The 23,259-nt window shown below is 63.5% G+C and carries 24 protein-coding genes; 7 read left to right on the top strand and 17 right to left on the bottom strand.

From position 1 onward, the window contains the following. Nucleotide 1: 1 nt before the first annotated feature. From BJ994_RS17870 to BJ994_RS17850, 5 genes are read right to left on the bottom strand one after another with little or no spacing between them, the layout of a single operon-like run. The gene (locus tag BJ994_RS17870) at nt 2-322 is read right to left on the bottom strand and encodes a lycopene cyclase domain-containing protein (protein ID WP_167995736.1); all 321 of its coding nucleotides are present in this window, start codon (nt 320-322) and stop codon (nt 2-4) included. Then, the gene (locus BJ994_RS17865) at nt 319-663 is read right to left on the bottom strand and encodes a lycopene cyclase domain-containing protein (RefSeq protein WP_167995735.1); all 345 of its coding nucleotides are present in this window, start codon (nt 661-663) and stop codon (nt 319-321) included. The genes BJ994_RS17870 and BJ994_RS17865 overlap by 4 nt, the downstream gene beginning before the upstream one ends. Beyond that, nucleotides 663-2,264, bottom strand: coding sequence for a phytoene desaturase family protein (gene crtI, locus BJ994_RS17860; RefSeq protein WP_342450429.1), 1,602 nt, complete (start codon nt 2,262-2,264; stop codon nt 663-665). The genes BJ994_RS17865 and crtI overlap by 1 nt, the downstream gene beginning before the upstream one ends. A gap of 31 nt (nt 2,265-2,295) precedes the next feature. Then, entirely contained in the window at nt 2,296-3,195 is a 900-nt protein-coding gene (locus BJ994_RS17855; RefSeq protein ID WP_167995734.1) for a phytoene/squalene synthase family protein, read from the bottom strand. Continuing rightward, complete coding sequence (locus BJ994_RS17850) at nt 3,192-4,244, bottom strand: polyprenyl synthetase family protein (protein WP_245192324.1); 1,053 nt, start codon at nt 4,242-4,244, stop codon at nt 3,192-3,194. The genes BJ994_RS17855 and BJ994_RS17850 overlap by 4 nt, the downstream gene beginning before the upstream one ends. A 53-nt stretch (nt 4,245-4,297) precedes the next feature. Between BJ994_RS17850 and idi the strand changes: the two genes are divergently transcribed. Next, complete coding sequence (gene idi, locus BJ994_RS17845) at nt 4,298-4,852, top strand: isopentenyl-diphosphate Delta-isomerase (RefSeq protein ID WP_167995733.1); 555 nt, start codon at nt 4,298-4,300, stop codon at nt 4,850-4,852. Nucleotides 4,853-4,869: 17 nt separating this feature from the next. On the opposite strand, the gene BJ994_RS17840 is transcribed toward idi, so the two are convergent. The 3 genes from BJ994_RS17840 to BJ994_RS17830 form a co-directional block, all read right to left on the bottom strand. Continuing rightward, complete coding sequence (locus BJ994_RS17840; protein ID WP_167995732.1) at nt 4,870-6,351, bottom strand: SDR family oxidoreductase; 1,482 nt, start codon at nt 6,349-6,351, stop codon at nt 4,870-4,872. Next, nucleotides 6,348-6,653, bottom strand: coding sequence for a hypothetical protein (locus tag BJ994_RS17835; RefSeq protein WP_167995731.1), 306 nt, complete (start codon nt 6,651-6,653; stop codon nt 6,348-6,350). Before BJ994_RS17835 ends, BJ994_RS17840 begins: the two co-directional genes overlap by 4 nt. 86 nt (nt 6,654-6,739) lie before the next feature. Beyond that, complete coding sequence (locus tag BJ994_RS17830) at nt 6,740-7,471, bottom strand: glycosyltransferase family 2 protein (RefSeq protein WP_167995730.1); 732 nt, start codon at nt 7,469-7,471, stop codon at nt 6,740-6,742. A 40-nt stretch (nt 7,472-7,511) separates the two neighbouring features. Here BJ994_RS17830 and BJ994_RS17825 point away from each other — a divergent pair, with 40 nt between their 5' ends. The 3 genes from BJ994_RS17825 to BJ994_RS17815 all read left to right on the top strand — a co-directional run bounded on the left by BJ994_RS17825 (nt 7,512) and on the right by BJ994_RS17815 (nt 9,150). Then, nucleotides 7,512-8,123 carry a DUF2238 domain-containing protein gene (locus tag BJ994_RS17825; RefSeq protein WP_167995729.1) on the top strand — a complete coding sequence of 204 codons (612 nt, stop codon included), beginning with the start codon at nt 7,512-7,514 and terminating at the stop codon, nt 8,121-8,123. A 176-nt stretch (nt 8,124-8,299) separates the two neighbouring features. Further along, a complete protein-coding gene (locus BJ994_RS17820; RefSeq protein ID WP_209067039.1) occupies nt 8,300-8,716 on the top strand; it encodes a VOC family protein in 417 nt (138 codons plus the stop codon). A gap of 74 nt (nt 8,717-8,790) precedes the next feature. Next, complete coding sequence (locus BJ994_RS17815; protein WP_167995728.1) at nt 8,791-9,150, top strand: UBP-type zinc finger domain-containing protein; 360 nt, start codon at nt 8,791-8,793, stop codon at nt 9,148-9,150. Between the two features lie 18 nt (nt 9,151-9,168). On the opposite strand, the gene BJ994_RS17810 is transcribed toward BJ994_RS17815, so the two are convergent. After that, entirely contained in the window at nt 9,169-10,455 is a 1,287-nt protein-coding gene (locus tag BJ994_RS17810) for a glutaminase (RefSeq protein ID WP_167995727.1), read from the bottom strand. Nucleotides 10,456-10,727: 272 nt separating this feature from the next. Between BJ994_RS17810 and BJ994_RS17805 the strand changes: the two genes are divergently transcribed. Then, nucleotides 10,728-11,690, top strand: a complete 963-nt coding sequence (locus BJ994_RS17805; RefSeq protein WP_342450428.1) for a DUF5996 family protein — start codon at nt 10,728-10,730, stop codon at nt 11,688-11,690. A 44-nt stretch (nt 11,691-11,734) separates the two neighbouring features. Here the strand turns inward: BJ994_RS17805 and BJ994_RS17800 are convergent, their stop codons facing one another. The 5 genes from BJ994_RS17800 to BJ994_RS17780 all read right to left on the bottom strand — a co-directional run bounded on the left by BJ994_RS17800 (nt 11,735) and on the right by BJ994_RS17780 (nt 16,284). Further along, the gene (locus BJ994_RS17800) at nt 11,735-12,151 is read right to left on the bottom strand and encodes a VOC family protein (protein ID WP_167995726.1); all 417 of its coding nucleotides are present in this window, start codon (nt 12,149-12,151) and stop codon (nt 11,735-11,737) included. A 47-nt stretch (nt 12,152-12,198) separates the two neighbouring features. After that, entirely contained in the window at nt 12,199-13,647 is a 1,449-nt protein-coding gene (locus BJ994_RS17795) for a glycosyltransferase family 2 protein (protein ID WP_342450427.1), read from the bottom strand. 9 nt (nt 13,648-13,656) lie between these two features. Continuing rightward, nucleotides 13,657-14,628 carry a HEAT repeat domain-containing protein gene (locus BJ994_RS17790; RefSeq protein ID WP_167995725.1) on the bottom strand — a complete coding sequence of 324 codons (972 nt, stop codon included), beginning with the start codon at nt 14,626-14,628 and terminating at the stop codon, nt 13,657-13,659. Between the two features lie 9 nt (nt 14,629-14,637). After that, a complete protein-coding gene (locus BJ994_RS17785) occupies nt 14,638-15,006 on the bottom strand; it encodes a response regulator transcription factor (protein ID WP_167995724.1) in 369 nt (122 codons plus the stop codon). Nucleotides 15,007-16,065: 1,059 nt separating this feature from the next. Then, nucleotides 16,066-16,284, bottom strand: coding sequence for an RCC1-like domain-containing protein (locus tag BJ994_RS17780; protein ID WP_342450426.1), 219 nt, complete (start codon nt 16,282-16,284; stop codon nt 16,066-16,068). A 584-nt stretch (nt 16,285-16,868) separates the two neighbouring features. Between BJ994_RS17780 and BJ994_RS17770 the strand changes: the two genes are divergently transcribed. Beyond that, nucleotides 16,869-17,885 (top strand): LacI family DNA-binding transcriptional regulator, encoded by a 1,017-nt coding sequence (locus BJ994_RS17770; protein ID WP_167995723.1) that lies wholly within the window; start codon nt 16,869-16,871, stop codon nt 17,883-17,885. Between the two features lie 154 nt (nt 17,886-18,039). Here BJ994_RS17770 and BJ994_RS17765 read toward each other — a convergent pair whose 3' ends face one another. The 3 genes from BJ994_RS17765 to BJ994_RS17755 form a co-directional block, all read right to left on the bottom strand. Further along, nucleotides 18,040-19,941: an AMP-binding protein gene (locus BJ994_RS17765; protein ID WP_167995722.1), complete on the bottom strand. Its 1,902-nt coding sequence runs from the start codon at nt 19,939-19,941 to the stop codon at nt 18,040-18,042. A gap of 111 nt (nt 19,942-20,052) precedes the next feature. Further along, nucleotides 20,053-21,219: a Gfo/Idh/MocA family oxidoreductase gene (locus tag BJ994_RS17760; protein WP_167995721.1), complete on the bottom strand. Its 1,167-nt coding sequence runs from the start codon at nt 21,217-21,219 to the stop codon at nt 20,053-20,055. After that, a complete protein-coding gene (locus BJ994_RS17755) occupies nt 21,216-22,061 on the bottom strand; it encodes a class I fructose-bisphosphate aldolase (protein ID WP_167995720.1) in 846 nt (281 codons plus the stop codon). The genes BJ994_RS17760 and BJ994_RS17755 overlap by 4 nt, the downstream gene beginning before the upstream one ends. 136 nt (nt 22,062-22,197) lie before the next feature. Here BJ994_RS17755 and BJ994_RS17750 point away from each other — a divergent pair, with 136 nt between their 5' ends. Continuing rightward, nucleotides 22,198-23,232, top strand: a complete 1,035-nt coding sequence (locus BJ994_RS17750; RefSeq protein WP_167995719.1) for a PfkB family carbohydrate kinase — start codon at nt 22,198-22,200, stop codon at nt 23,230-23,232. The last annotated feature ends 27 nt before the right edge of the window (nt 23,233-23,259 follow it).

Genomic DNA, 23,259 nt, shown 5'->3' with positions numbered 1-23,259 from the left:
TTCACGGGCGCTTCCGCTTCCGCTCGCCCAGGAGGATCCACAGCGAGGGCAGCAGGAGCACCGCCGCCACCGGATATGCGAAGTCCTCAAGCGGTGCGAGCCCAACGAAAACTCCGGAAATCAGCTCCGGCGCGTAACTGAACAGCCCGGCAGCGATCATCAGACTGTCGAACACGGCGGTAAGAACCAGTACGACGACGGCGGCGCCACCCGCCGCTGCCAGTGCCACCCTGCGCTCCCGCCCCCGCAGCACGACGACGGCCGCCACCGCCACGATGAGGGCCGGCAGGAGGAAGAATGCATTCAGCGTCCAGTACGTCATGCCCGTTCCTCCAACCGCGCGCGGTTGAGAACCTTCCCGAACACGCGCCGGAACATCAGGAAAAGGTTCATCACGAGGTAGCTGAGGAAGGTCAGGAAGACCAGTTCCTCCAATGGCAGTTCGGGCGCGAGCATTACGCCGAGCATCAGCTCGGTCTGCCCGCGGTAAAAGATGCCGAGGCCGATCCCGGCCAGATCCCACCCGAGGAAGAACAGGATCCCCACCGCCAGGACCAGAGCCGCCCTCCCGGCGTCGTGCCAGAAGAACAATCGCAGGCGCTGGTCCAGCAGCACCATGCACCCCAGCGAGACCAGAAGGAACAGCAGGTAGGCGGCTCCCATCAGGCGCCGTCCCGCACAACGACAGGGCGGACCGGTTCGGTCAATGGGCCGGTGCTGGTGTCCCTGCGCAGGCGCTTCAACACGAGCTCCGCACTGATCAGGCACATGGGAATGCCGATTCCCGGGATAGTCGACCCACCCGCGTAGTACAGGCCCTGCACTTTCTTGCTGGCGTTGCCGGCGCGGAAGAATGCGCTCTGCCGCAGGGTGTGCGCCGGCCCCAGCGACGTGCCCTTCCAGGAGTGGTAATCGCGTTCGAAATCCGCCGGACCGTAGCTCCTCCGCAGCACGATCCGCTCGGCCAAATCGGGAATTCCGGCCCATTCACTGAGCTGTCCGATCACGGCGTTGGCCACCCGCTCGATCCGCTCGCCGCCGCTGCCGCCCAGGCTCGGATCCGCCGGGATGGGAACCAGGACGAACACGTTCTCGTGGCCCTCGGGCGCAACGCCCGGGTCGGTAGCGCTCGGCTTGCACACGTACATCGACGCGGGAGTGGGGATGAACGTGGTCCTTCCGAAGATTGCCCGGAAATTCTCTTCCCAGTCCTTCGTGAAGAGTAGTGTGTGGTGGCGCAGCTGCGGCAGTTCACCGCGGACGCCCAGGTAGAGCAGCAGTGCGCTGGGCCCGGCAGTGCTGTGCGCCCAGTACCGTTTGGGGAAAGTTTGTAGCTCGCGCGGCAAAAGCCGGGTTTCGGTGTGGTGCAGGTCCGCGGCAGAAACGACGACGTCGGCCGCCAGGCTCACTTCCCTGCCGTTCCGGTCGCGGTAGCGGACACCGCGCACCGCTGCCGGGCGCCGTTTCGACGCCGCCCGGGTGGTCTCGATCCCGAGCACCTCCGCGTCGGTGCGGATGGTGACGCCGGCCTCGACCGCCAACCGCTCGATGGCACCGACCAACTCTGTGAAGCCGCCCTGTGGGTAGAGCACGCCGTCGTCGAGGTCCAGGTGGCTCATGAGGTGGTACATGCTCGGCGCGGCGAACGGAGACGTGCCTAGGAACACCGCGGGATACTCGAGGATCTGCTGCAACCGCGGATCGCTCACATGCCGCCTGGCATAGCTGTGCAGCGGTTCCAGCAGCAGCCGGATAAGGCGTGGCACCCGGGCGAGCACATCCGGCGTGAGCAGCGGGCCGAAGGATTCGAACGTGGAGTAAAGGAAGCGGCGCGTGGCCATCGTGTACGTCTCGGCGGCCGAGTCGAGATACCGCTCAAGCCGGGCTCCCGCACCGGATTCGAGCCGCTCGAAAAGTTCCACCACCTGACGCCGCTGCGCCGGAACGTCCACAGGCTCCTCGAACCCCTCGGACAGGACGCGGTACCCGGGGTCCAGCTTCACAAGGTCCAGCTGTTCATCCGCGGACGTCCCGAGCAGCGCAAAGTAGTGGTCGATCACCTCGGGCATCAGGTACCAGGAGGGTCCGGCGTCGAACCGGAAACCGGCCTCGCTCCACGATCCCGCGCGGCCGCCTACCTCGGCCTGCTTCTCGAGGAGCGTCACTGTGTAACCAACAGCCGCGAGCAGTGCCGAGGTGGCCAGGCCGCTGATGCCTCCACCAATAACGACGACGTCGCGCCCCCGGGACACTCGGCCCTTCACTGCGCGCACGCTTCCGTCATGGTCCGTACGTTCACGGCCGAACACCGTCCCGCGCGGACATACCGCGTTTCCCCGCGAGAACGGCGAGCGCAATCCGGAGTTTCATCGTGTTCGGCACGCTGAGGCGGCTGGACATGAGGCTTGTCGCCGGTGTGGCGCGGATCCGTTCTGCCAGTTCGGCGAAGAGCTCCTGGGCAAGGGCTACGGCGCGTCGGCTGGACGGCGGGAGGCCGCTCAACACACGCCGAGACTCATCGAGATCCCGCTCGATGTCCTCCAGCAGCCGCACCTTGTGCTCCTCACTGAAGTTCAGCGGCGAGACGTCCGGGAAGTAGCTGCGCCCCAAGGACGTGAAATCTTCGGCGAGGTCCCTGAGGAAGTTGATCTTCTGGAACGCTGCGCCGAGGTGTCGGGCGCCGCCTTCGAGCCGGCGCTCCTCCTCAGCGCCCACACCGGTGCCGTACAGGAAGCACTTCAGGCACATCAGCCCGACAACCTCCGCTGAACCGTAGACGTACTCCGCGAAAGATTCCGGAGTGTGCTCCACCTGGTCCAGGTCGGCGCGCATGGAAGCGAAGAACGGGCGCGTGAGGTCAACCCCGATCCCCGTGCGCCGTGCCGTGTCGGCGAATGCGTGCACCACGAGGTTGGCGCTGTAACCGGAGGCCATGGCGCGTTCAGTCTCCCGTTCAAGCTCATCCAGCCGGTTGCGGGTTTCGTCCTCGCTGAGCCCGGCTGCGGAGGCAACGCCGTCGACAATTTCATCCGCTATCCGGACCAGCGCGTACACAGTCTCGACCTGCACGCGGACTTCGCGCTCGAACAGGCGCGAGGCCAACCCGAAGGAGGTTGAGTAGGAGCGCAGGACAACGGCCGAGGACTTCGCGGCCGCCCCGGTGTAGTCGGCAAGGGAATTCCGCGTACGGCTCATAGGTGAACCCTTTCGGCTACGACGTCGATGATCGGGGCGAGTCCGTTCCGCACGTCCTGCGGAACATACGGCGCTGCGAGGTGCTGGAGTGCGCGGTGGGTGAAGTCCTGGGCCAGTTGGGTGGAGTGCGTCCGCGCGCCCGATTCCATCAACAGGGTCCGGATCTCAGCGGCCCCCATGGCAGTGAGTTCCGGGTCAGCGATGAGCGCGGAGATGCGCCGCCATTGCGGCTGGGCCGCGGCGTGCGCAATGAGCGTTGTACGCTTGCCCTCACGCAGGTCGCCCCACCCCACCTTCCCGGTCAGAGATTCATCGCCGAAGACGCCGATCAGGTCATCCGCCACCTGGTACGCGATGCCGATATCCCGGCCAAACGCGCCCAGCGCCTCCGTCAGCCGGTCCTCAGCGCCGGCCAGGACAGCCGCGGCCTGCAGCGGTGCTTCGAACGAGTAGACAGCGGTCTTCAGGCGCGCCATCTGCAGGACCTCCTCCACGGTCTGCGGGGTGAGGTTCAAGGGTCCGAGGATATCCAGCAGTTCGCCGGCTGCGGAGGCGAAGACGGCTTCATCGAGGATGTCGCCGAGGCGCTGCCGGGTAGGGAGATCGGCATCCACCTCTCCCATGAGACGGTAGGCGTTGGCAAGCGCCAGATCCCCTGCGATCACGCCGACGGACAAGCCGGTGTGCTCGGCCCGGGTGCGGTCACTTCCGCCGGCAGCGGCGAAATCCCGGTAGGAACCGGAGACGTTCGGCACGCCGCGACGGGCGAAGTCGCGGTCCACGACGTCGTCGTGCACTATCAGCGCGGTGTGCAGGAGTTCGAAGGAGGCGGCGACGGTGGCCGCCGTCGTCGTGTCCTTGCCGCCAAGCAGGCCGTAAACGGTCATTATCAGGCGTGGCCGGAAGCGCTTCCCGCCGACGGTGCAGGCCTCGAGCCGCTCCCACATGGTGAGGTAGTCGGGGTGCATGCGAGCGGCGCGTGCCTTGGAGCGGATGAAGAAGGAGGCCAGGATCTCGTCCACACGCTGACTGTCGATCGTGTCAGTCAATGTGGTCTCCTTGTCCATAGGGAAAGTAAACATGGGCGGGTAACAGGAGAAAAATGAACCGGACTGCCGAGCTTGTTGTGCTCGTCGCGGAGGACGGAAAGCCACTGGGCACGCAAGACAAGGCCACGGTGCATTCCGCCACCACACCGCTGCACCTCGCCTTTTCCGTCCACGTGTACGACGACGACGGCCGCGTCCTCATCACGCGCCGCGCCCTGACGAAGAAGGCCTGGCCGGGCGTCTGGACCAACTCTTTCTGCGGGCATCCCGGTCCGGGCGAAGCGACAGAGGACGCCGTGGCCCGCCGTGCTGACTGGGAGCTTGGACTCAGCCTGGACCGGTTGACCCTGAGGGCGCCGGACTTCCGTTACCGCGCCGTGGACGCCTCCGGTGTGGTGGAACACGAAATCTGCCCCGTCTACACGGCGCGGGCGGCGTCCGCCGTCACGCCGCGTGATGACGAGGTCATGGAGTGGCAGTGGGTGGACCCCCTGCAGCTGACTGCTGCTGTCGCAGCCACGCCGTGGGCGTTCAGCCCCTGGCTCACCCTGCAGTTGCCGCTTCTGTATCCCGAGCGGTTCCAGGCTGGTCCTGCCGATTTTGCGTAGGGAACGCATCACCTAGCTCATCCCCTCGCTGCTTGGTACGCCGCAGCCCTCTGGACGATGTTGCGGGCCATCGACGGGAAGATGAGCCCATGGAACGGCAGCACGAGCCACCAGTACAGCTTGCCGGAGAGGCCGGCGGGAAAGTAGATGGCACGCTGGCGGTAGGTGGTGCCGGCGCCGTTGTGTTCGGCTGAGAGTTCCAGCCAGGCACGGCCGGGTACTTTCATTTCCGCCTGCAGCCGCAGAACCTTACGTGCCGGTAAGTCTTCGAGCGCTTCGACCCGCCACCAGTCGACGGCGTCCCCGACGTTGAGGCGGTCACCGTGCCTCCGGCCCCGGTTGTGTCCGGCGCCGCCCACCAGTTTGTCCAGCACTCCGCGGATAGCCCACGCGGCAGGCCACGAATACCAGCCGTTGTCTCCACCGATGCCTTCGATCACGCGCCAGACGTGCTCGGGCGCCGTGTCCGTGTCGCGTGTGCGCTCATCCACGAACACTGTGCGGCGTGCCCAGTCCGGGTCGCTGGGCAGAGGGTCGGACGGCGGAGCCTGGGAGGCATTCGTCCAGCTGGTTTCCACCTCTCCGCTGGCCATCCTGCCCAGCGCCAGTTCCACTGCCGTTCGGTAGCCGGTGAGACCGCCCCCGGGTTCGGGGATGTACTGATCGATGTCGCCTTCGGCTGCTATCGCGTCATGCTGGAGGGATTCGACCAGCGGCACGGCGAGTGAATGGGGAATAGGCGTTGTCAGCGCAACCCACCAGCCGGCCAGTCTGGGTGCCGGCGTCGGGAGCGCGAAGACCCTGCGTCGGGATAATCCCGCCTGATGCGCGTAGCCGTACATGATCCCTGCGTAGGTCAGCACCTCTCGCGAGCCGATGTCGAAGGTCCGGTTCAAGCCCTCCGGCAGCGTGGGCGCGTGAACCAGGTAATGCAAAACGTCACGGATCGCGATCGGCTCGATCCTGCGCTCAACCCAGCTGGGAGCCGGCATCACCGGTAGGTTCTCGGTCAGGTGCCGGATCATCTCGAAGGATGCAGACCCGGAGCCGATCACGACGCCGGCCTGGAACACCACCGCAGGAACCTTCCCGTCCAGCAGAACGCGCCCGACGGCGGTTCGCGAACGCATATGCCGGGAGAGTTCCACGCCGTCGGGATGCAGGCCGCCAAGGTAAACGATCCTTCTTACTCCGCTCCTGGCAGCGGCCTCTGCCACGGTCCTGGCCATCGCCAGTTCCTGCTGCTCGAATCCGGAACCGGAACCCATCGAATGCACCAGGTAGAAGAGGGTTTCCACACCTTCGCAGGCTGCTGCGGCGGCCTCCGGGTCGCCGAGATCACCCTCCACGATCTCCACGGCGTCATGCCAGGGAACGGCGGTAAGTTTCGACGGCGAGCGCACCAGTACACGGACCGCGTAACCGGCATCGATGAGTCGAGGGACCAGCCGCCCGCCGATGTAGCCGGTGGCACCAGCTACCAGTATCCGGTGTGTCAAGACTGGTTGTCCCGGTGTGCGTGTCTGTAGGTCTGTTGCCACATGCCGATGCCGTAGGCCCGGATCATTCCGTTGTGGCCGGAAACTATGAGCACGCCGTCGTCGAACGTTGTCTCGTAACTGCCGAACCCATCCGGCGCCTCCTCGGCGCGGGCATACACGTGCTGTTCCTCATCGAGGAGGACCAGCACCTCCGGGCGGACCTGGCCATAGATCTCCGACTGATAGTTGGGGGATTCCGTGTCGGCATCAAAGACGTGCGCGCCGTCGGGACCTTCGACGTAAACCCTGACAAGGGACATGATGACCTCTTCCTGAGTTGGACCGTACCTGGTTTCAGCGGTGCAACGACCCGGAAGCCCCTGCAACACTTTACTAGACAGTCTAGCTACTTTCGCTTGGTGAGCGTCAACCGCCATCTCTCCCACGGCGGCGCAACCCGCCAATGCAGCCCAATTGTGTGGAACGCCCGGCGAATCCTGACCCGCGCCTCATGCCCTCCTGCCAGTGACCGCGCGGAGATTCCGACCCGCAGCCGTCCGTCGAAAGCCGTGCGGGCGGAGGGATCAAGCGCAAAGCCGAGGTCGACGTCGTCGTGCACGTCAGGGTCATGTCGGTTCACTCGCGAGCGCGACTGATGCCAGACGGCTCGCCGGAACGCGAGGTTGGATCCGAAGGGCGGCCAGTGCGCCATCGCCGCCCCCATCAGGATGAAGTAGGCGTTCATGTATCCGACCCCCGCGAGCCGGGCGCGCACGGGACTGGTGTCGTAGAAGATCCCCGGGCCGGTCAGGACACCGAGATCCGGCTCGTTCGCGAACCGGTGCGCGATGCGCTCGAGCCAATCCGTGGGCGGGAGGGTGTCAGCGTCGCAGCGGATGATGATGTCGCCGCGGGCGGAGTCGTATCCGGTGGAAGCTGCGGCAGCGATGCCGGGAGCCGGCTCACTCAGCACCACCGCGCCGAACCGCTTTGCTATGTCCGCGCTGTCATCGATGGAGCCGTTGTCCACCACGAGGATTTCAAGGGGGAGTTCGCGCTGGGTCGAGAGTGCTTCGAGGCACCTGGCCAGCGGACCGGCGTCGTCCTTGCAGGGGATGACCACGGACAGGGACGGCATGGCCCGATCCTAGCCTCTCGGCGCTAGTACGCTGGTGAGCGTGATCGCCGACCTCACCCGCCGGCCCGGGACGCCCGCCGAACTTGCCGCTGATGCCGTGCGCGGGGTGGCCGTGCTCTGCACCCTGGCGATGGTGTTCTGGTGGGGCGCCGTGGACGTGGCCGTCTTCGTCCTCGCGCTCGGCGGTCTGACGCTGTCCAGGTACGCGCGGGCGCACCCCGTGTTCGATCTGGTCTATGGTTGCGCGCTGATTTTCGCCTGCTGGAGCAGCGTGCTGAACCTCTACACCCTGATTCCGTGGTGGGATCTGCTGGTTCACTGCCTCTGTACCGGGCCCGTGGCGGCCATGGCGTACGTTCTTGCCGCCCATGTGGGGTTGCTGCCCGGGTCCCGTAGCAGGGTGGCTGTGGTGCTGCAGGTGCTGCAGGTGCTGCTGCTCGGTATAGCGTTGAGCGTGCTGTGGGAGTTCGCCGAGTGGGCCGCCCATTCCTGGGTGGATGAGGACATCTACGTAACGTACTCGGACACGATGGGGGATCTCGCCGTCGGTGCGCTTGGCTCGCTGGCGGCGGGTGTGTTGTTGAGCGCTTTGAGCGTTCGGCGGGCGAGGACCCGGCTCAGTTCTGTCCGGGCCAGCCGATCCCGCCGCTGATTCCTAGTGGCGATGGTCGAATCCGCCGGGATCTCACCGGAGCGAACTTCGAGTAGTGACAGGGTGATCGGCACCGGCGTAACGTGTTGCGCATTCCCTGTGAGGGAGTACGCAGAGCGAAGGAAATGCCGATGGTAAATCGTGAGGACCTCCCAGCCCCGGAACACGATCTGATATTGACGTTCTTCCTGACTGTGCGTGATGTGGCTCGCTCGCGGCAGTTTTACGCTGATGTCCTCGGCGGGGAGGTCGTTTTGGCCGAGAATCCGGGGATCATCAAGGTTGCGAACAGCTGGATCATCATGAACCCGGGCGGCGGGCCGACACCGGATAAACCGGATATCAGCCTTACCGCTCCCGAACCTGGCGATCCGGTTTCCTCGTTTCTCAATGTGCGGGTGGCCGATATCAGTGCTTTCTACGCAGCGGCCAAAGCGAAGGGTGCTCAGTTCATTACTGAGCCTTTGGACCGGAAAGCGGAGATTCGCTGCTACCTGCGGGATCCGGATGGATACCTGATCGAGGTCGGGCAGGCGACAGGGATGCTGGAGGGCGTATTCGCCGATTCTCCCGATCAGAACCAGGGTGACTAAATACGACGGCGTGCTTCCTCGGCATGACCGCACCGCGGTCGGGGTTTCCTGCCCGGACGATTGAGGAGTGAGTGATGAATAGCTCGGAAACTGGTATAAATCCTCTTGCTGAGCCCACTGGCACCGGCTGCGTCGAGTGCCTAAACGGGGACGGACCGGGTTGGTGGATGCACCTGCGCCGGTGTGCTGAGTGCGGGCATATCGGCTGTTGTGACAGTTCTCCCTCTCAGCACGGCACCAAGCATGCACGGGACGTGGAGCACCCGGTGATTACCAGCTTCGAGCCCGGTGAAGACTGGTTCTGGAACGAGCAGACGCAGCAGTTCTTCCGCGGTCCGGAGCTTGCCGCACCGCATTCCTATCCCGAGTCTCAGCCTGCGCCTGGCCCGGCAGGGCGAGTGCCCACCGACTGGAAGGACCATCTGCATCGGTAACATGCACCGCAGCGTATTTCATGGCCGCCGGTTGGTCAGATCCTCCAGCGTCGTCACCACATCCGGGTGGGTTCCGCCGCCCGCATCCGGGTAGTTGAGTACGGTTTCTGGGTCGATGAGGGTGACCTGGTGCCCATCAAGGGTGAGTCTGCTGATGGCTTCGAGCAGCATTCGCCGGCCGACGTCGTTGAGTTGGTGCACGCGGCTGAGGTCAAACACCACACCGGTTTCGTGGTCCGGTTCCTCTGCCAGGGTGCGGATAATGCGCTCCGCGGCCGCGAACTGGATAGAGCCTTGCAACTCGTAGAGGCTGAACCGGGCCCCGCCGTCGGTTTCGATTCTTCGTGCTTGCCGGATGACGGCACGGGCCGGTTGCGGCACCTCCATCAAGTGCAAACCCATGTCCTGGGACAATCGTTCGCACGCCTTGATACCGCGCACGCTGTTGCCGTGGTGATCCAGCCGGGGCGAGAACGCCGCCAGCCCGACCTGTCCGGGGAGCGCCCCGATGATCCCGCCTGCGACGCCGCTCTTAGCCGGAATTCCCACGGTGGTCACCCAGTCACCGGCCGCGTCATACATGCCACAGGTGGTCATCACGGCCAGTACCTGACGCACCACGCCGGCAGTCAGTACCTGTTCTCCCGTGAGGGGTTGCACGCCTCCATTGGCCAGAGTCGCCGCCATCAGGGCGAGGTCTCTGGCTGTGACGTTGATCGAGCATTGCCGCGTATAGCCGCGTACCACTTCGGCTGGTTCCTGATCGATGATCCCGTGGCTGCGCAGCATGTGGGCGATCGCCAGATTGCGGTGCGCGGTGCCCATCTCGGACCCGAGCACCGACTCGTTGACTGTCAATGACCGGCCAGCGAAAGCCGACAGGCCATCGAGGATTACAGCGTCTCTTCGCGCGCCGTCGTCGCCCTGCCCTGCGATGAGCGTGTGGGCTGTAATGGCACCGGCGTTGATCATCGGGTTCAGCGGTCGTTTCGACTCACGCTCCAACGAGAGTTCGTTGAACGCCTCACCTGATGGCTCCACGCCCACCTTCTGCAGGACCGATTCAAGGCCGTGCTCTTTGATGGCCAGTGCGTAAATGAACGGTTTGGAGATGGATTGGATCGTGAACTCGACTCCGGCGTCGCCTGCACAGTAGACCGACCCGTCCACCGTGGACAGGGCCAGACCGAATAGGTCAGGGTCAGCGGCGGCAAGCTCGGGAATATAACCGGCCGTGTGCCCGGACGTGTCCCCGAAGCAGGTGTGGAGGACTTCACTGAGATAATCGGGCACCGGAGACCGCATACGATCACTCTCGCTTCCATCGGATTGTGAGCACCGTGACCGCAACAACAATGACAGCAGGGTGCCCGATCTGGAAATCACCATCACCGGCCTGTTGCGCGGATCCTGCGGTGGGGGCAGGGTGGAAAGCTACATGGCCCGTTCCCCTCGGGAAGGCTGATGAGGTGATCAGCGCGGAAAAACCCACAACCATGACCGGCGGCAATGAACCCGGGCGGTTGGTACCCCAACAACCCCGAACATCGGTAAACACCACAACAGAAGGAGGCACCGTGAGCGCCCAGCAACCCCGAACCAGCACGGCGTGGCCCGCCCTGCGCGTCGATGACTGGACCGAAACGCGGGACACCCTGCACATGTGGACCCAGATCGTCGGTAAGATCCGGCTGGCACACGCCCCACTGTTCAACCACTGGTGGCAGGTCACCCTCTACGTCAGTCCCCGCGGCCTGACCACTGCAGCCATTCCGTACCAGGATCGGAACTTCGATATCGAGTTCGACTTCTGCGACCACCGGCTGCGAATCCGCAGCAGCGACGGCGATACCCGGGACTTCGAGCTGAAACCCATGACGGTGGCCGACTTCCATGCCCAGATCATGGCAGCACTCAGCGAGTTGGGAATCAATCCACAGATCCAGGCACGCCCGAACGAGGTCGATCCCGCAATCCCGTTCGCCGAGGACACTCAGCACGCCTCCTACGACCCGGACGCCGCAAACCTGTTCTGGCGCCAACTCATCCAGGCAGACCGGGTCATAGGACAGTTCCGCTCACACTTCATCGGCAAGGTCAGCCCAGTGCATTTCTTCTGGGGAGCCATGGACCTTGCCTGCACCCGGTTCTCCGGCCGGGAAGCCCCCACCCATCCCGGCGGTACACCAAACTGTGCCGACTGGGTGATGGAGGAAGGCTACTCCCATGAACTGAGCAGCTGCGGCTTCTGGCCCGGCGGCGGCGAAGAGGGCGCGTTCTACGCCTACGCCTACCCCGAACCGGACGGCTTCGCCGATTCCGCGGTCCGACCGGACGAGGCCTTCTACAGCACCGAGAACGGCCAATTCCTACTCCCCTACGAAGCAGTACGCACAGCCGCCGACCCCGACCAAACCCTGCTGGAATTCCTGCACACCACATATGAAGCAGCGGCGGCCAACGGTCACTGGGACAGAACGGCACTGGAAGTCGACCCGAGACGGCGGGCACGGCACCAACAGGAGGGCAGCAACCGGTGAGCGGCTGGGAACGACGACCGCCTCTCCGCAGCGTCTGATGCACCTCAGGCTTTAGCAGCGAAGAGTTCGAGAGCTATGTTGTCCGGGTCACGAAACTCCAGGATGTAGCCCGCTCCGATGTCCTTGACGTCGGGATGTGAAATATCAAGCGAATCGAGCAAGGCCGCGGCGGCGTCGAGTTCCTGACGATTGGCGACGTTGAAGGAGACGTGGTCGAGACCCACCCGGTTCTCATTGAAATTGTCGTCAGCGACGGGGCGTAGTCCAAGGAGTGAATTCCCGAGCTTGTAGATGACCCCGCCGTACAGGAAGTCGAGCTGCTCGCGAGTTGCGTCGTCAGCGTCCTCGGGTACTTCGAAGGCGACGGGAAGACCGAACAGTGCGTCATAAAATGTTCGAGAGACGTCGATGTCGGTAACCGTAAGGCGAACGTGGGCGTAGGAGCTGATAGGGATTGTCATCCTCGCAGTCTTGCACGTCCATCCATCATCCCGCAGTAAAAATCTTGCTACTTCGACGCACTCTCGAATCCCGTACGCGTCATGGTTCCCCACACCTGCTTCTTCCCACGTAAAGCCGCCCACCAGCCTTGAATTCGCCACACCGCGGTGAGCTGGCGGTAGCCGAGGTTCTCCTGGACTGACACGAGAAGTGCCACCCACAAATCCTGCCAGCGGTTGTATCGATGGAAGGACGCTTCTTCCACCAGCAGGGCCATGAGGGAAACGAAGATCGCGTAGAGGTAAGCGACTGCAATGAACGCGAGCGCATAGGGAACGTTGACCACTCCGAGCAGAAGGCCGAGCGGGACGATGATGATGCCGAAAAGCTCGATCGCCGGGGCAATGAGTTCGAAGATCCAGTAGTACGGCAGCGCCACCATGCCGATGGAACCGTAGCGTGGGTTGAAGGTCATGCCCCGGTACTTGGTGAGCACTTCCCACAGTCCGCGGTGCCAGCGCCGTCGCTGGCGCGCCAGGACGGCTGCCGTGGACGGCACCTCGGTCCAGCACACCGGTTCGGCGATGAAGACCACGCGGTACTTCTTCTTTGCCAGCCGCATCCTGCGGTGGAGCCGCATGACCAGTTCGAAGTCTTCGCCAATGCAGTCCGCGTCCAGGCCGCCCGCTTCGATAACGAGGTCCCGCCGGAACATCCCGAAGGCACCGGAGATCAGGATGAGCGAGTTCAGCTGCGACCAGCCGGCACGCCCCAGCAGGAAAGAGCGCAGGTACTCAACGATCTGGATCCGCGCGAAGTAGTTCCGGGGCATCTTTACGTTCACAACCCGGCCGCCGACAACTTCGCACCCGTTGGCCACCCGCACCACGCCGCCGGTTGCGATCACGCGCTCTGGATCGTCGGTGAATGGCTTGGACACCACCAGGAGGGAATCGGGATCTAGGAGGCTGTCGGCGTCGACCATCACCACCAGGTCCTTGGATGCGGCGTTGAGGCCCATGTTCAGGGAGTCGGACCGGCCGGAATTCTCGGTGTCAATGACCACTATGGGCAGCGCCGCATCGCGCGCACGGTACACCGCGCGTACCTGCCCCCGGACGGGCACCTTGATGAGCACGTCGCGCGGGTCTTCGACGAGCCCGTACGAGTCGATGAGGATCTGCAGCGTGTCATCCGTGCTGCCGTCGTTGACGATCACCACCTCGTGGTCCGGGTACCGCAGGTCCAGCACCGAACGTACAGAGGTAGCGATGACCGTGCTCTCGTTGTACGCCGGGATGATCACCGAAATGCCGGGACTGAGCGGCGACGCGGCGGTGGTGCGAGCACCCGCGAACGACTGGCGCCGCAAGTGCGCGGTGAAGTTCACGCTCGCGAAGAGGATCAGCAGCAGCAGCGAAGTGTTGATGACAAGGAAATAGGCGAGGATCGGGTAGGCAGTTACCTCGAAGACCCACTCAACGCCGGTCCTCAACCCCTCGATAATCGCTTCCACGCTGTCCCCCTACCAGTCCACCAGGATTCGCCGGACGTCCGCGTCGGCGCTCTGCGCAACCCGTTTCCGCACCTCGCGCGCCTCAGCCCCCGGCATGACTTTGAGCGCCTGGCCCGCGGCCTGCCGGACCGACGGCGAGACAACCGGTGAGCGGGACAGGTCCGCCAGGACGTGCGTAGCGGGCTTGTAGCCCAGCCTTCCCAGCGATCGTGCACACGCTGCAATAACGACGTCGGACGCGTCCTCACGATCCGGTTCCGCCATCAGGCACTCGAACAGGGCATCCGCGGCCTCGGACATGAGCAGCAGCCCCACCACTGCGGCGGACCCGTAGCGGATACCCGGGTCCGGATCACGGAGCCCCTCGATGAACACCGCAGGGTCCTGCTCCGGGAGGTTGAGCAGCGCGGTTGCCGCGACTGAGTGCGGTATTCCGCTGCCCAGAGCCAGCGCGTCGACCAGGTGACCGCCGGCCTCAGGACGGGCCGCGACACCCAGCGCACGAGCCGCAACCAGCCGCACCTCAAGGCTCTTGTCCTTCAGCGCTGCAGTCAGCGGATCGACAACGTCCGCTCCCCCAAGAATCCCGAGGAGCTCAGCCGCCTTCGACCGCTTCACCGCGCTCGATGAGGTGATCTGTTCGCGGGACTTCTCCAGCAGGCCACGCCCGGCCAGCACCTGGACCATGGCCTCACGCACTTCGCCGCGGACCTCCGGGATCATCCGCAGGAGGGTCTCCTCGACGTGCGCGCCAACGGGGCCGGATGCCGCAACGAGACTGCCAATCAGCGCGTCCAGTTCCTCATCCTCAGCGATGGCGAGCTTCACCACCTGCTTGCGAACCGCGGCATCATAGGCGGCTCGCCGGCGCTCGCGACGGTGGCGCGCACCCTTAACAACGACGACGGCGGCCAGCGCGGTCACGCACGCGATCGCGAGAATGACGATGGCCATGGCCAGGACGTCCCAGGAGACCAGCACGGGACGCTTCTAGCGGGCCAGGATTCCGGCAACCCGGGCCGCGAGCTCGCGCGGACTGAACGGTTTCACCACGTAATCGGTAACACCCGCCGCGAAGCCGCTCTCGATGTCGCGCTCCTGGTTCTTTGCGGTCAGGAGGATCACCGGCACGGAAATGGGTGGGTTGGCAGCGCGCATCATCCGAACCATGTCCACTCCAGACATGCCGGGCATCATGACGTCCGAGATCACCAGGTTGTAGGTATTCCGGGAGGCAAGCTCGAAACCGGAAACGCCGTCGCCTGCAGTCTCCACCTCATACCCGCTGGACTCCAGCTTGGTTGAGACCAGGTCGCGGATGTCGGCGTCATCATCGACCACCAGGATCTTGTGTGGCATTGCAGCCCCCTCCATGCATGCTCGTTACAGGTTTTACCGCTGTTGGTCTAAGCGTAACGGCAGGGACCGGGTGCGAAACCGAGATGCACACCGGCGCAGCAAAAAGCCCCCGGTTTCCCGAGGGCTTTCAGTGTGGCTCCGACCGGCGTCGATCCGGTGACCTTTCGAGTAAGAGGACAGCTCTATCAGGGGTTTCTGCCGACTGTCACGATCTTCGATCGCCCCTAGTCAGGGCTGTTTTTCTGCTATCATCGGCTTTCGTCAGCTGTCATCGAATCTGCGGAATAGATGCGTAGTTTCGGTGGCAGTCCCGGGCGCGCGCACGGTCAACGACCGAGCGCCCCTGTCAGCATCCACCTGACAGGAGAGGCGATGACGTGAGCGCATGAAGGAAGCCTTCCATGTTCATGAGTTCAGCCAGAACCTACGCTGGCATCCGGTCGCCTTCAACCGGCACTACTTCACTGCGGCATGGAAGAAGCAGAAGGTCCGGCCTGCCCGCGGTGATTCAGTCCCGAACCGCACGAATCCTGACTTCTGCGAGTCCGGCAAGCCCACAAGACTGATCGCAAACTCACAGGCCTGGGGTTTCGCATCCTCACCGCGTTGACGGCATCGGGGCTATCCGCGGCCGTGCAGCGGTCAGCTCTTCCGCTGGTTGATCGACGCGCGCCGCAGCGGCAGCCATTTCTACACGCTCGAGGTGAACATCGAGAACGTGCTTCTCACGCCCGGTTGTTTGAACGGGCAGAGTCAGTGACTGGCGCCGCACGTCCAGACTTCTGCATCTCCGTGGCGGCGGTGGTGTGCTCCTTCAGGCCAAACGCCTCACCGAGACCGCGAGTCTCTGTCGAGCCTATTCATGACGGAATGGCGAGATTCGTCATATCAACCTACGGCGCCCACGAGAGCTGGGGAATGATGGTCGGCTACATACAGGAGCAGACCACCGCTGGCCTCCGCTCGCGCGTGAACGGTTATGTGAGCAGCCACGAGCTGATGGGCTTGGGTCATGAGCTCGTTTCAGAGACGACCAATTCCAACAGCGACTGGCTAAGTTCATCCCACGATCGGGAGTCTGACCTCACCATTCGTCTTGACCACGTGTGGGTCGTGCTGCCAAGACCTCGGCGACGATCGAGGTAGGCGTTGCTGCCCTGGACCGTCTCGGGGGCGGGCTCCATGCCCTCCGGTGCCATCATCGTTATTGCCAGCCGTGATCACTGTGCCATCAAATCGAACGCCGAACGTATGGGTAGAACCGGCAGCTACAGCCACTACGCCGCGCCAAGCAGCTACGTCGCATTGCCCGCAACTATTGTCGCCGGCCGCTAACCGGAGGGCAGCATCATATTCAGCTTCACATGCATGGGAGCCAGATGAATATAGCGGGCGGTGGTATCGACATAGGTATGTCCAAGCAGCGCCTGCATCACCGCAAGATCGCCCCTGCCTCTACCAAGGCGGTGCCAAACGTATTGCGCAGGGCGTGCGGGTTTCCGGACCGACCGCCGGAACCGGGATTGGATGAACCCATGGAACCATCATCGCGTAGTGCGGTAAGAACTGAAGTAGACATCTTGAATTGAATCTGATTCTCGCCCTACGATCAGACGGATTGCAATGAACCGTTGGTATCAACTCACCCTGAGATGCAGGGCTACCCAACGCGCGGCCGTTGGGCGCTCGCGTTTGAGCCCGCATGCGCCCCTCTTCGACGCTGCCCGAGACGCTCAAGATTTCGAAACTGTAACGGTGCAACCCGGCGACCAACGGTCACATGAGATTATGGTTACCATCCGCGAGACGACGGCGCGACCGCGCCTAAGAGCGACTGCGCGACAGTGACCCCGGAGGTAACAATGAGCACGAATCCGACTATGAACGACGTCGCGCGAACCGCAGGAGTGGCGCTCAAAACCGTGTCGCGTTTCGTGAACGGCGAAACTAACATCAACCCGTTACTCGCCGCACGTATCGCAGACGCGATCGTGGCACTTGGCTACCGTCGAAATCTTGCCGCTGCGCGCATCCGGCCAGGTTGGACGAGCAAAATCCTCGGCCTTGTCATCAGCGACCATGCCAACCCCTACTATTCTGCTCTCACCCGTGCGATCGAGCAGACCGTGCGCGCGCGCGGCTACTTGCTCATCAGCGCTAGTTCTGAAGAAGACGGACCCACGTTTGACCGTGTTGTCGAGCGACTGCTGGAACAACGCGTAGACGGTCTCATTGTGGTACCTCCGCGCTCCCCAGGTCGGCCATGGGCACAAGTGATGCCTCCAATTCCGCCACTGGTCGTGCTCGATCGCCCATCCGATGCGGCAGACGCTGACACGATCCTTGCCGATAACGCGGGAGGATCGGAGCTGGCTGTGCAGACTCTAATCGCCGGCGGCGCACATCGCATTGCATTTATTGGCGATAGTCTTCAGCTCTATACAATGCGTGAGCGGTTCGCGGGATACAAGGCAGCACTCACAGTTGCCGGCCATGCAGTTGACGACGCGCTGGTCGCCACCGACGCTCACAGCCACGAGGATGCCCGAGCCAGCGTAATTCGACTCATGAGGGAAGGTAATCCCGACGCAATTTTTGCCGCGAACAACCGTGCAGCAATCGGCTCTCTCTTCGCATTCCGCGAACTTGGTCACCGCATACCGATGATCGCATTCGACGATTTTGAGGCCGCGCAGCTTGCCGAGCCTCCTATCTCCGTCGTCACCCAGAACATTACTGAGATGGGCCACCTTGCAGCAGAAAGAGTCATCGATCGAGCAACCGGCGGCGAGAAAACACCGACTACGACCGTGCTCCCCACTGCACTTGTGTTGCGCGGCTCCGAGCTTCCAGACGATATATTAATCGAAAAGGTGTAGGGACCAGAGTCATTTGCTGCCTTGCCTAAAGCCCCCTTCCGGTCGTCCCAGTAATCGCCTAGCATCCATCCAGGCAGTGGGCGTAAGCGTGCGGGCCGGGTGATCCAGGTAGAACCGGAGCAGCTACGACTCGTCTGCGACAGTTGTTGGCAGATCATCCCCAGTCGCTGTTCGGACGAAGAGCCAACATCAAGTGTTCAATCACGGTGGCGTCTTCGATGGTTGACGGGACGATGCACTCCTCGCCGTCGGCTATCTGACGCATCGTTTTTCGAAGGATCTTTCCCGACCGCGTCTTGGGCAGTGCGTCCACGACCGTGATGTTCTTGAAGTCAGCTACAGGGCCAATGTCGCGGCGGACCAGCGCGATCAGTTCCTTGGCGAGTTCTGGCTCCGGAATGTCAACTCCGGACTTGAGCACCACGTAGCCGCTGGCATGCTGGCCTTTCAGGGGATCGGCGACGCCTATAACGGCGCATTCAGCGACGGCGGAGTGCTGGCCGATAACTTGTTCCATGGACCCGGCGGAGAGTCGGTGTCCGGCCACGTTGATGATGTCGTCCGTCCGTCCCATCACAAACAGGTACCCGCCACCGTCCCGGTACCCGGAGTCGCCGGTGATGTAGAAGCCGTCGAACGCCTGCAGATACGACGAGACGTAGCGGTCATCGTTCCGCCACAGCGTGGTCAGTGCGCCGGGCGGCAACGGGAGTCCCAGGACGATGTTGCCTTCTTCGTCCCCTTGAACGTCCTTGCCCGCACCGTCAACGATCCGGAGGGCATAGCCTGGCATGGGCACCGTTGACGAACCGGCCTTGATAGGCAAGGTCTCTAGGCCCCGCGGGTTGGCGCAGATGGCCCACCCCGTCTCCGTCTGCCACCAGTGGTCCACCACCGGTACGCCCAGCGTCCGGAGTGCCCACCCGTAGGTGTCGATGTCCAGGCGCTCCCCCGCGGCGAAAAGCGTTCGCAGGCTGAAAGTGTCGTACGCCGCCAACAGCTTCGCCTCGGGATCGGCCTTCCGGATGGCCCGCAGGGCGGTCGGCGCCGTGAACAGGACGTTGACCTTATGGTCTTGGATCACCCGCCAGAACGCCCCCGCGTCAGGCGTCCCCACGGGCTTGCCTTCATACAGGACGGTCGTGGCCCCGGCCAGGAGCGGCCCGTAGATGATGTAGGAGTGACCCACCACCCACCCGACGTCGGAGGCCGTCCACATAACGTCCCCCGGACCGACGTCGTAAATGTTTTCCATGGTCCAGGCCAGCGCTACGGCATGCCCGCCGTTGTCCCGGACCACGCCTTTTGGGGTTCCGGTGGTACCTGAGGTGTACAGAATGTAGAGCGGATCAGTGGCGCTGACGTCCACGGGCCCGACCGGGACTGCACCGGCCATCTCGCCGTCCCAGTCGAGCCACCGGCTGAAATCTGACGCTTTGGCGGAGAAGCCGTCCCGGTGCTTGACCAGGACGCGGAGGTCCGCCACACCGGCAAAGTCCAGTGCCTCCGCCACCGCTGGAAGGTATTCGACGCGGCGCGACGGCTCGATGCCGCCGGACGCCGTGACCAGGGCAGCGGGTTCGGCATCGCGGATGCGGGCGGCAAGCTCCTTGGACGCAAAGCCTCCGAATACAACTGAATGCACAGCTCCCAACCGGGCTGTGGCGAGCATGGCGATGACCGCCTCCGGGATCATCGGCATGTAGATCACCACCCTGTCACCCTTGCCCACACCCTGCGCACGGAGCACACCGGCGAACCGGGACACCCGATCCGTGAGTTCCGCGTAGCTGAAACGCCGCTGTTCCCCGAGCATCGCGGAATCGTAAATCAGTGCGTCCTGTTCGCCGCGTCCGGCCTGTACGTGGCGGTCGAGGGCGTTGAATGAAGTGTTGAGGACGCCATCCGGGAACCAACTGTACAGCGGTGCGTTGGTCTGGTTCAGAGCCTGCTTCGGTTCAGTGGACCATGTGACCTGTTTGGCCGCGTCAAGCCAGAATGCCGGTGGATCGTTCATGCTGAGTTCGTAGGCATTCCTGTAGGCGCTGGTGTCCATAAGTGTGTCCTTGTCCACGACGGTGTGATGCCGGCCCCTGCGGCCACGGGCCCAGCATGCCTACTCGCTTGAGATACGCGGCTCGAAGCGTCCCTGAACATCAACTCTCAATCATTGCTTGAGATCGTCCTCCGGCGAGCACGCGATACCAGTCGCGCTCGACTTCATTCCGGCAAGGTAGATCGCGTGAGTCGCGACCGCTTCTTGGGGGGTGACGCAGCTGAAGCGGTCTCCTAGCTTACCCTCACGCTCAGCTAGGAACGCCGCCCACATCTGAAGGATCGAGTCGGAGAATCCGAACTCGAAGTTGTGCCCCGTGACCGTGGGCCACGTCGACTGGCTTCCTACGTCGATCTGCTGCCAAACCTGTTCCTTGCCGCCGCCCGGAACGTCGACCACTGTGAAGATCTCGACGAGCTTTGGGTTCTTGGTGCTAAACCTGACGCCTCCGTCGAGACCTATCGCCTCGAATACCCACGTGTTCTTTTGGCCAGCATCGATGCGCTTGGTCTCGGTGGTGAGCGGGAACCGCACGCCGTCATGGCTGGCCCAACTGTAGAGCACGGCGTTGTCCCAGGTGTCGCAGTCAACGAGCGCACCGTCCGGGCCGGGTCGCTGAGTGACGATGTTCTGTAGGACGCCATATACGGTCTCGGGCGCCCAGCCCAGTCGGAGCGGGACATGCCAGGTGTGTAAGCCGAGGTCGTTGAGCACGCCGGCCTCACCGCAGTATTTGTTCTGGCGTTTCCACCCAATGGGCTTCGTCACGTCGACGTCGCTCGCGTGCAGGAAGCTGTTACGGGCCTCGACTATCGTTCCGAGCGCCCCGCTAAGCACGTAGTTGATGGCGAGCTGAGCTCCGGGGAAGAACGGCATCTCGCTCGAGCAGCGCACGAAACTTTCCGGGTGGGCATTGACAGCGTCGAGAATTGCGAGCGCCGCCGACTCATCGATGCCGAACGGCTTCTCGGCTAGCAGGCTCTTACCCGCCGAGATGACATCGGAGTAGATGCGTTCGTGGAGGTCGTGACGCACCGCAACGTAGACCACGTCGATAGTCGCGTCGGCCAGCAGATCGTGATAGTCGGTAACCTTGGTCGTTACTGTTTCGATCTCATCGAACCAGTCGAGGGCGGCGGGGTTGATATCGCACACGGCGGTCAAGCGCGGCCGGACCGGATGATCGATGAGCGCTGGCCAGCGCTGGATGGCTGCGGCGATCTCCCTGCCCATGAGGCCAGCACCGATGATAGCGATGTTAACGGTTTTGGCGTTCACGCCGCGCTCCCTTCGATGATGTCGAGCGCGTCATCAACGCTCGCGCTTGCGTGCAGCACGGCCATGAGCGCCGAGGTAATCCCCGCCGGTTTCGGGTGTTGGATGACGTTGCGGCCGTACACGATGCCGCTTGCGCCCTGGTCAAGCACCGCAACAGTGCGCTCAAGAAGCGTGCGATCGTCGACTCGACCGCCGCCTCGCACGAGTACGGGCACGTCACCCGCCACAGCGATGACTTTTGAGTAGTCGGCGATGTTGTCTGTCGGGTCCGCCTTGATGAGGTCTGCCCCGAGTTCCTTCGCCTGGCGCACCAGCGTCACGATCTTGTCGGTGTCGCCGTCGACCATGTAGCCGCCGCCCGCATTGGCGTTGTCCTGCATCACGAGGGGCTCGATCATGAGGGGCATCCCGAATCTTGTCGCCTGCTCGCGCAACGCCATGATGGACAGGATGTTCGACTCTCGGATCTCGGGACGACCGGGGAGATGCATGAGGTTTGCGCATACGGCAACCGCGTCTAGCCGAACTGCCTCCTCGATCGCGTTGGGGACGTGATGGCTGAAGATGTGGCTGTCGAGGGGATCGCCATACACGTTGGCGACATCGGTGCGCAGCACTAGGGCCGGCTTTTGTTTGCCGGGGATGCGCTGCAGGATTCGTGCCTGGCCGAGTGTGAGTTGTACGGCGTCGGGGTTGGCACGAACAAGAGTCGCGACTACGGCATCCATGTCTTCGATGCCCGTGATGAACGACGACTCGCCGAAGAATCCATGATCGACAGCCACATCGAGCGCTTTGCCCGAGCTCGCGTTGAAGAGCCTGTTGAGGCGGAATTGGGACATTTAGTGAATTTCTCCTCGGTATCTTCTCGCCGCCACGTTTGTTTCGGGCGCCGTTTGTGTCAGACTAGCTCCGTTGCAATAACGTTGTCTAGTTCAACTGCGTGGTTAATTCCACCGATACTCGAAAGGAAAGCCTGTGCATTCAATCGCCGTCGCGGGCCACCTATGCCTAGACATCACCCCGCCGTTAGGGGACACCGTGCGACTGAAGCCGGGTCAACTCGTCGAAGTCGGGCAACTCTCGATCACGCTAGGCGGCTCGGTAGCGAACACCGGTCGTGCATTGGCCGACCTCGGCGCCGCCGTTACTCCGTACGCGAGCATAGGCGACGACGAGTTGGGTGCCCTCCTGCTCTCGAAGCTCGACGCTCAGGGCTTCGGGACGCCCCGTCTCAACGTTTCGAGCCAGTTAGCGACGTCGTACAGCCTTGTCATTGAACGGCCGGGCGTCGATCGCACGTTTTGGCACCACACGGGCGCTAACGACGAATTCGACGGAACCTTCGTGCGAGTCGAAGGCCATGACCTGCTGCACGTCGGCTACCCGACACTGTTGCCTGGGGTGCTTACCGACGGCGGTCGCCCCCTGCACACGCTCCTCGCGCGCGCTCGTGCAGAAGGAGTCACAACGTCGATCGACCTCGCGGTCGTCGATCGCACCTCGTCCGTGGGATCCCTCGATTGGCATTCGATCCTCGAGTTGGCCTTCTCCGAGTGCGACATCGCGAGCCCGAGCTTCGACGACCTCACATCGGCGCTGCGCATCGACGAGCCGTACTCTCTCGCGCTCGTCGACCGGCTCGCCGACCGGATGCTCGATCAGGGCGTGGCCATCGTCGCGATCTCCGCCGGGGGCCACAGACTTCGCCTGCGCACAGGTTCGGCAGCGCGCCTACGCCGTGGCGGCCGCGTACTTGCGCCTCTCGCCGAGACTTGGGCAGACCAAGCCCTCACCGTGCCGCCGCTCTGGGTGGATAATCCCATCACCACCAACGGGGCAGGAGATGCCAGCACCGCCGGTCTGTTGTTCGCTCTATCGGGCGGAGCGACACCTACTCTCGCCGCGGCGCTCGCTGCCGCGAGCTCGGCACTGGTGATCAGCGGCGACAGGCCCACCCCTGCAGGCGTCACCTGCCTGGAGCCGACACTAGCCACCCTGTTTGCGCCGTGAACACCACGCAACCCGTCGATGAGAGGA

The sequence above is a fragment of the Arthrobacter pigmenti genome, assembly GCF_011927905.1.
Classification (GTDB): Bacteria; Actinomycetota; Actinomycetes; order Actinomycetales; family Micrococcaceae; genus Arthrobacter_D; species Arthrobacter_D pigmenti.
Note: the sequence above shows the minus strand (reverse complement) of the source record. Positions and strands in the feature narration are given on the sequence as shown.

Coding starts and splice junctions, on each gene's coding strand:
- BJ994_RS17870 (WP_167995736.1), bottom strand. CDS start 322: ATGACGTACTGGACGCTGAATGCATTCTTCCTCCTGCCGGCCCTCATC.
- BJ994_RS17865 (WP_167995735.1), bottom strand. CDS start 663: ATGGGAGCCGCCTACCTGCTGTTCCTTCTGGTCTCGCTGGGGTGCATG.
- BJ994_RS17855 (WP_167995734.1), bottom strand. CDS start 3,195: ATGAGCCGTACGCGGAATTCCCTTGCCGACTACACCGGGGCGGCCGCG.
- idi (WP_167995733.1), top strand. CDS start 4,298: ATGAACCGGACTGCCGAGCTTGTTGTGCTCGTCGCGGAGGACGGAAAG.
- BJ994_RS17835 (WP_167995731.1), bottom strand. CDS start 6,653: ATGTCCCTTGTCAGGGTTTACGTCGAAGGTCCCGACGGCGCGCACGTC.
- BJ994_RS17830 (WP_167995730.1), bottom strand. CDS start 7,471: ATGCCGTCCCTGTCCGTGGTCATCCCCTGCAAGGACGACGCCGGTCCG.
- BJ994_RS17815 (WP_167995728.1), top strand. CDS start 8,791: ATGAATAGCTCGGAAACTGGTATAAATCCTCTTGCTGAGCCCACTGGC.
- BJ994_RS17810 (WP_167995727.1), bottom strand. CDS start 10,455: ATGCGGTCTCCGGTGCCCGATTATCTCAGTGAAGTCCTCCACACCTGC.
- BJ994_RS17800 (WP_167995726.1), bottom strand. CDS start 12,151: ATGACAATCCCTATCAGCTCCTACGCCCACGTTCGCCTTACGGTTACC.
- BJ994_RS17785 (WP_167995724.1), bottom strand. CDS start 15,006: ATGCCACACAAGATCCTGGTGGTCGATGATGACGCCGACATCCGCGAC.
- BJ994_RS17770 (WP_167995723.1), top strand. CDS start 16,869: ATGAGCACGAATCCGACTATGAACGACGTCGCGCGAACCGCAGGAGTG.
- BJ994_RS17765 (WP_167995722.1), bottom strand. CDS start 19,941: ATGGACACCAGCGCCTACAGGAATGCCTACGAACTCAGCATGAACGAT.
- BJ994_RS17755 (WP_167995720.1), bottom strand. CDS start 22,061: ATGTCCCAATTCCGCCTCAACAGGCTCTTCAACGCGAGCTCGGGCAAA.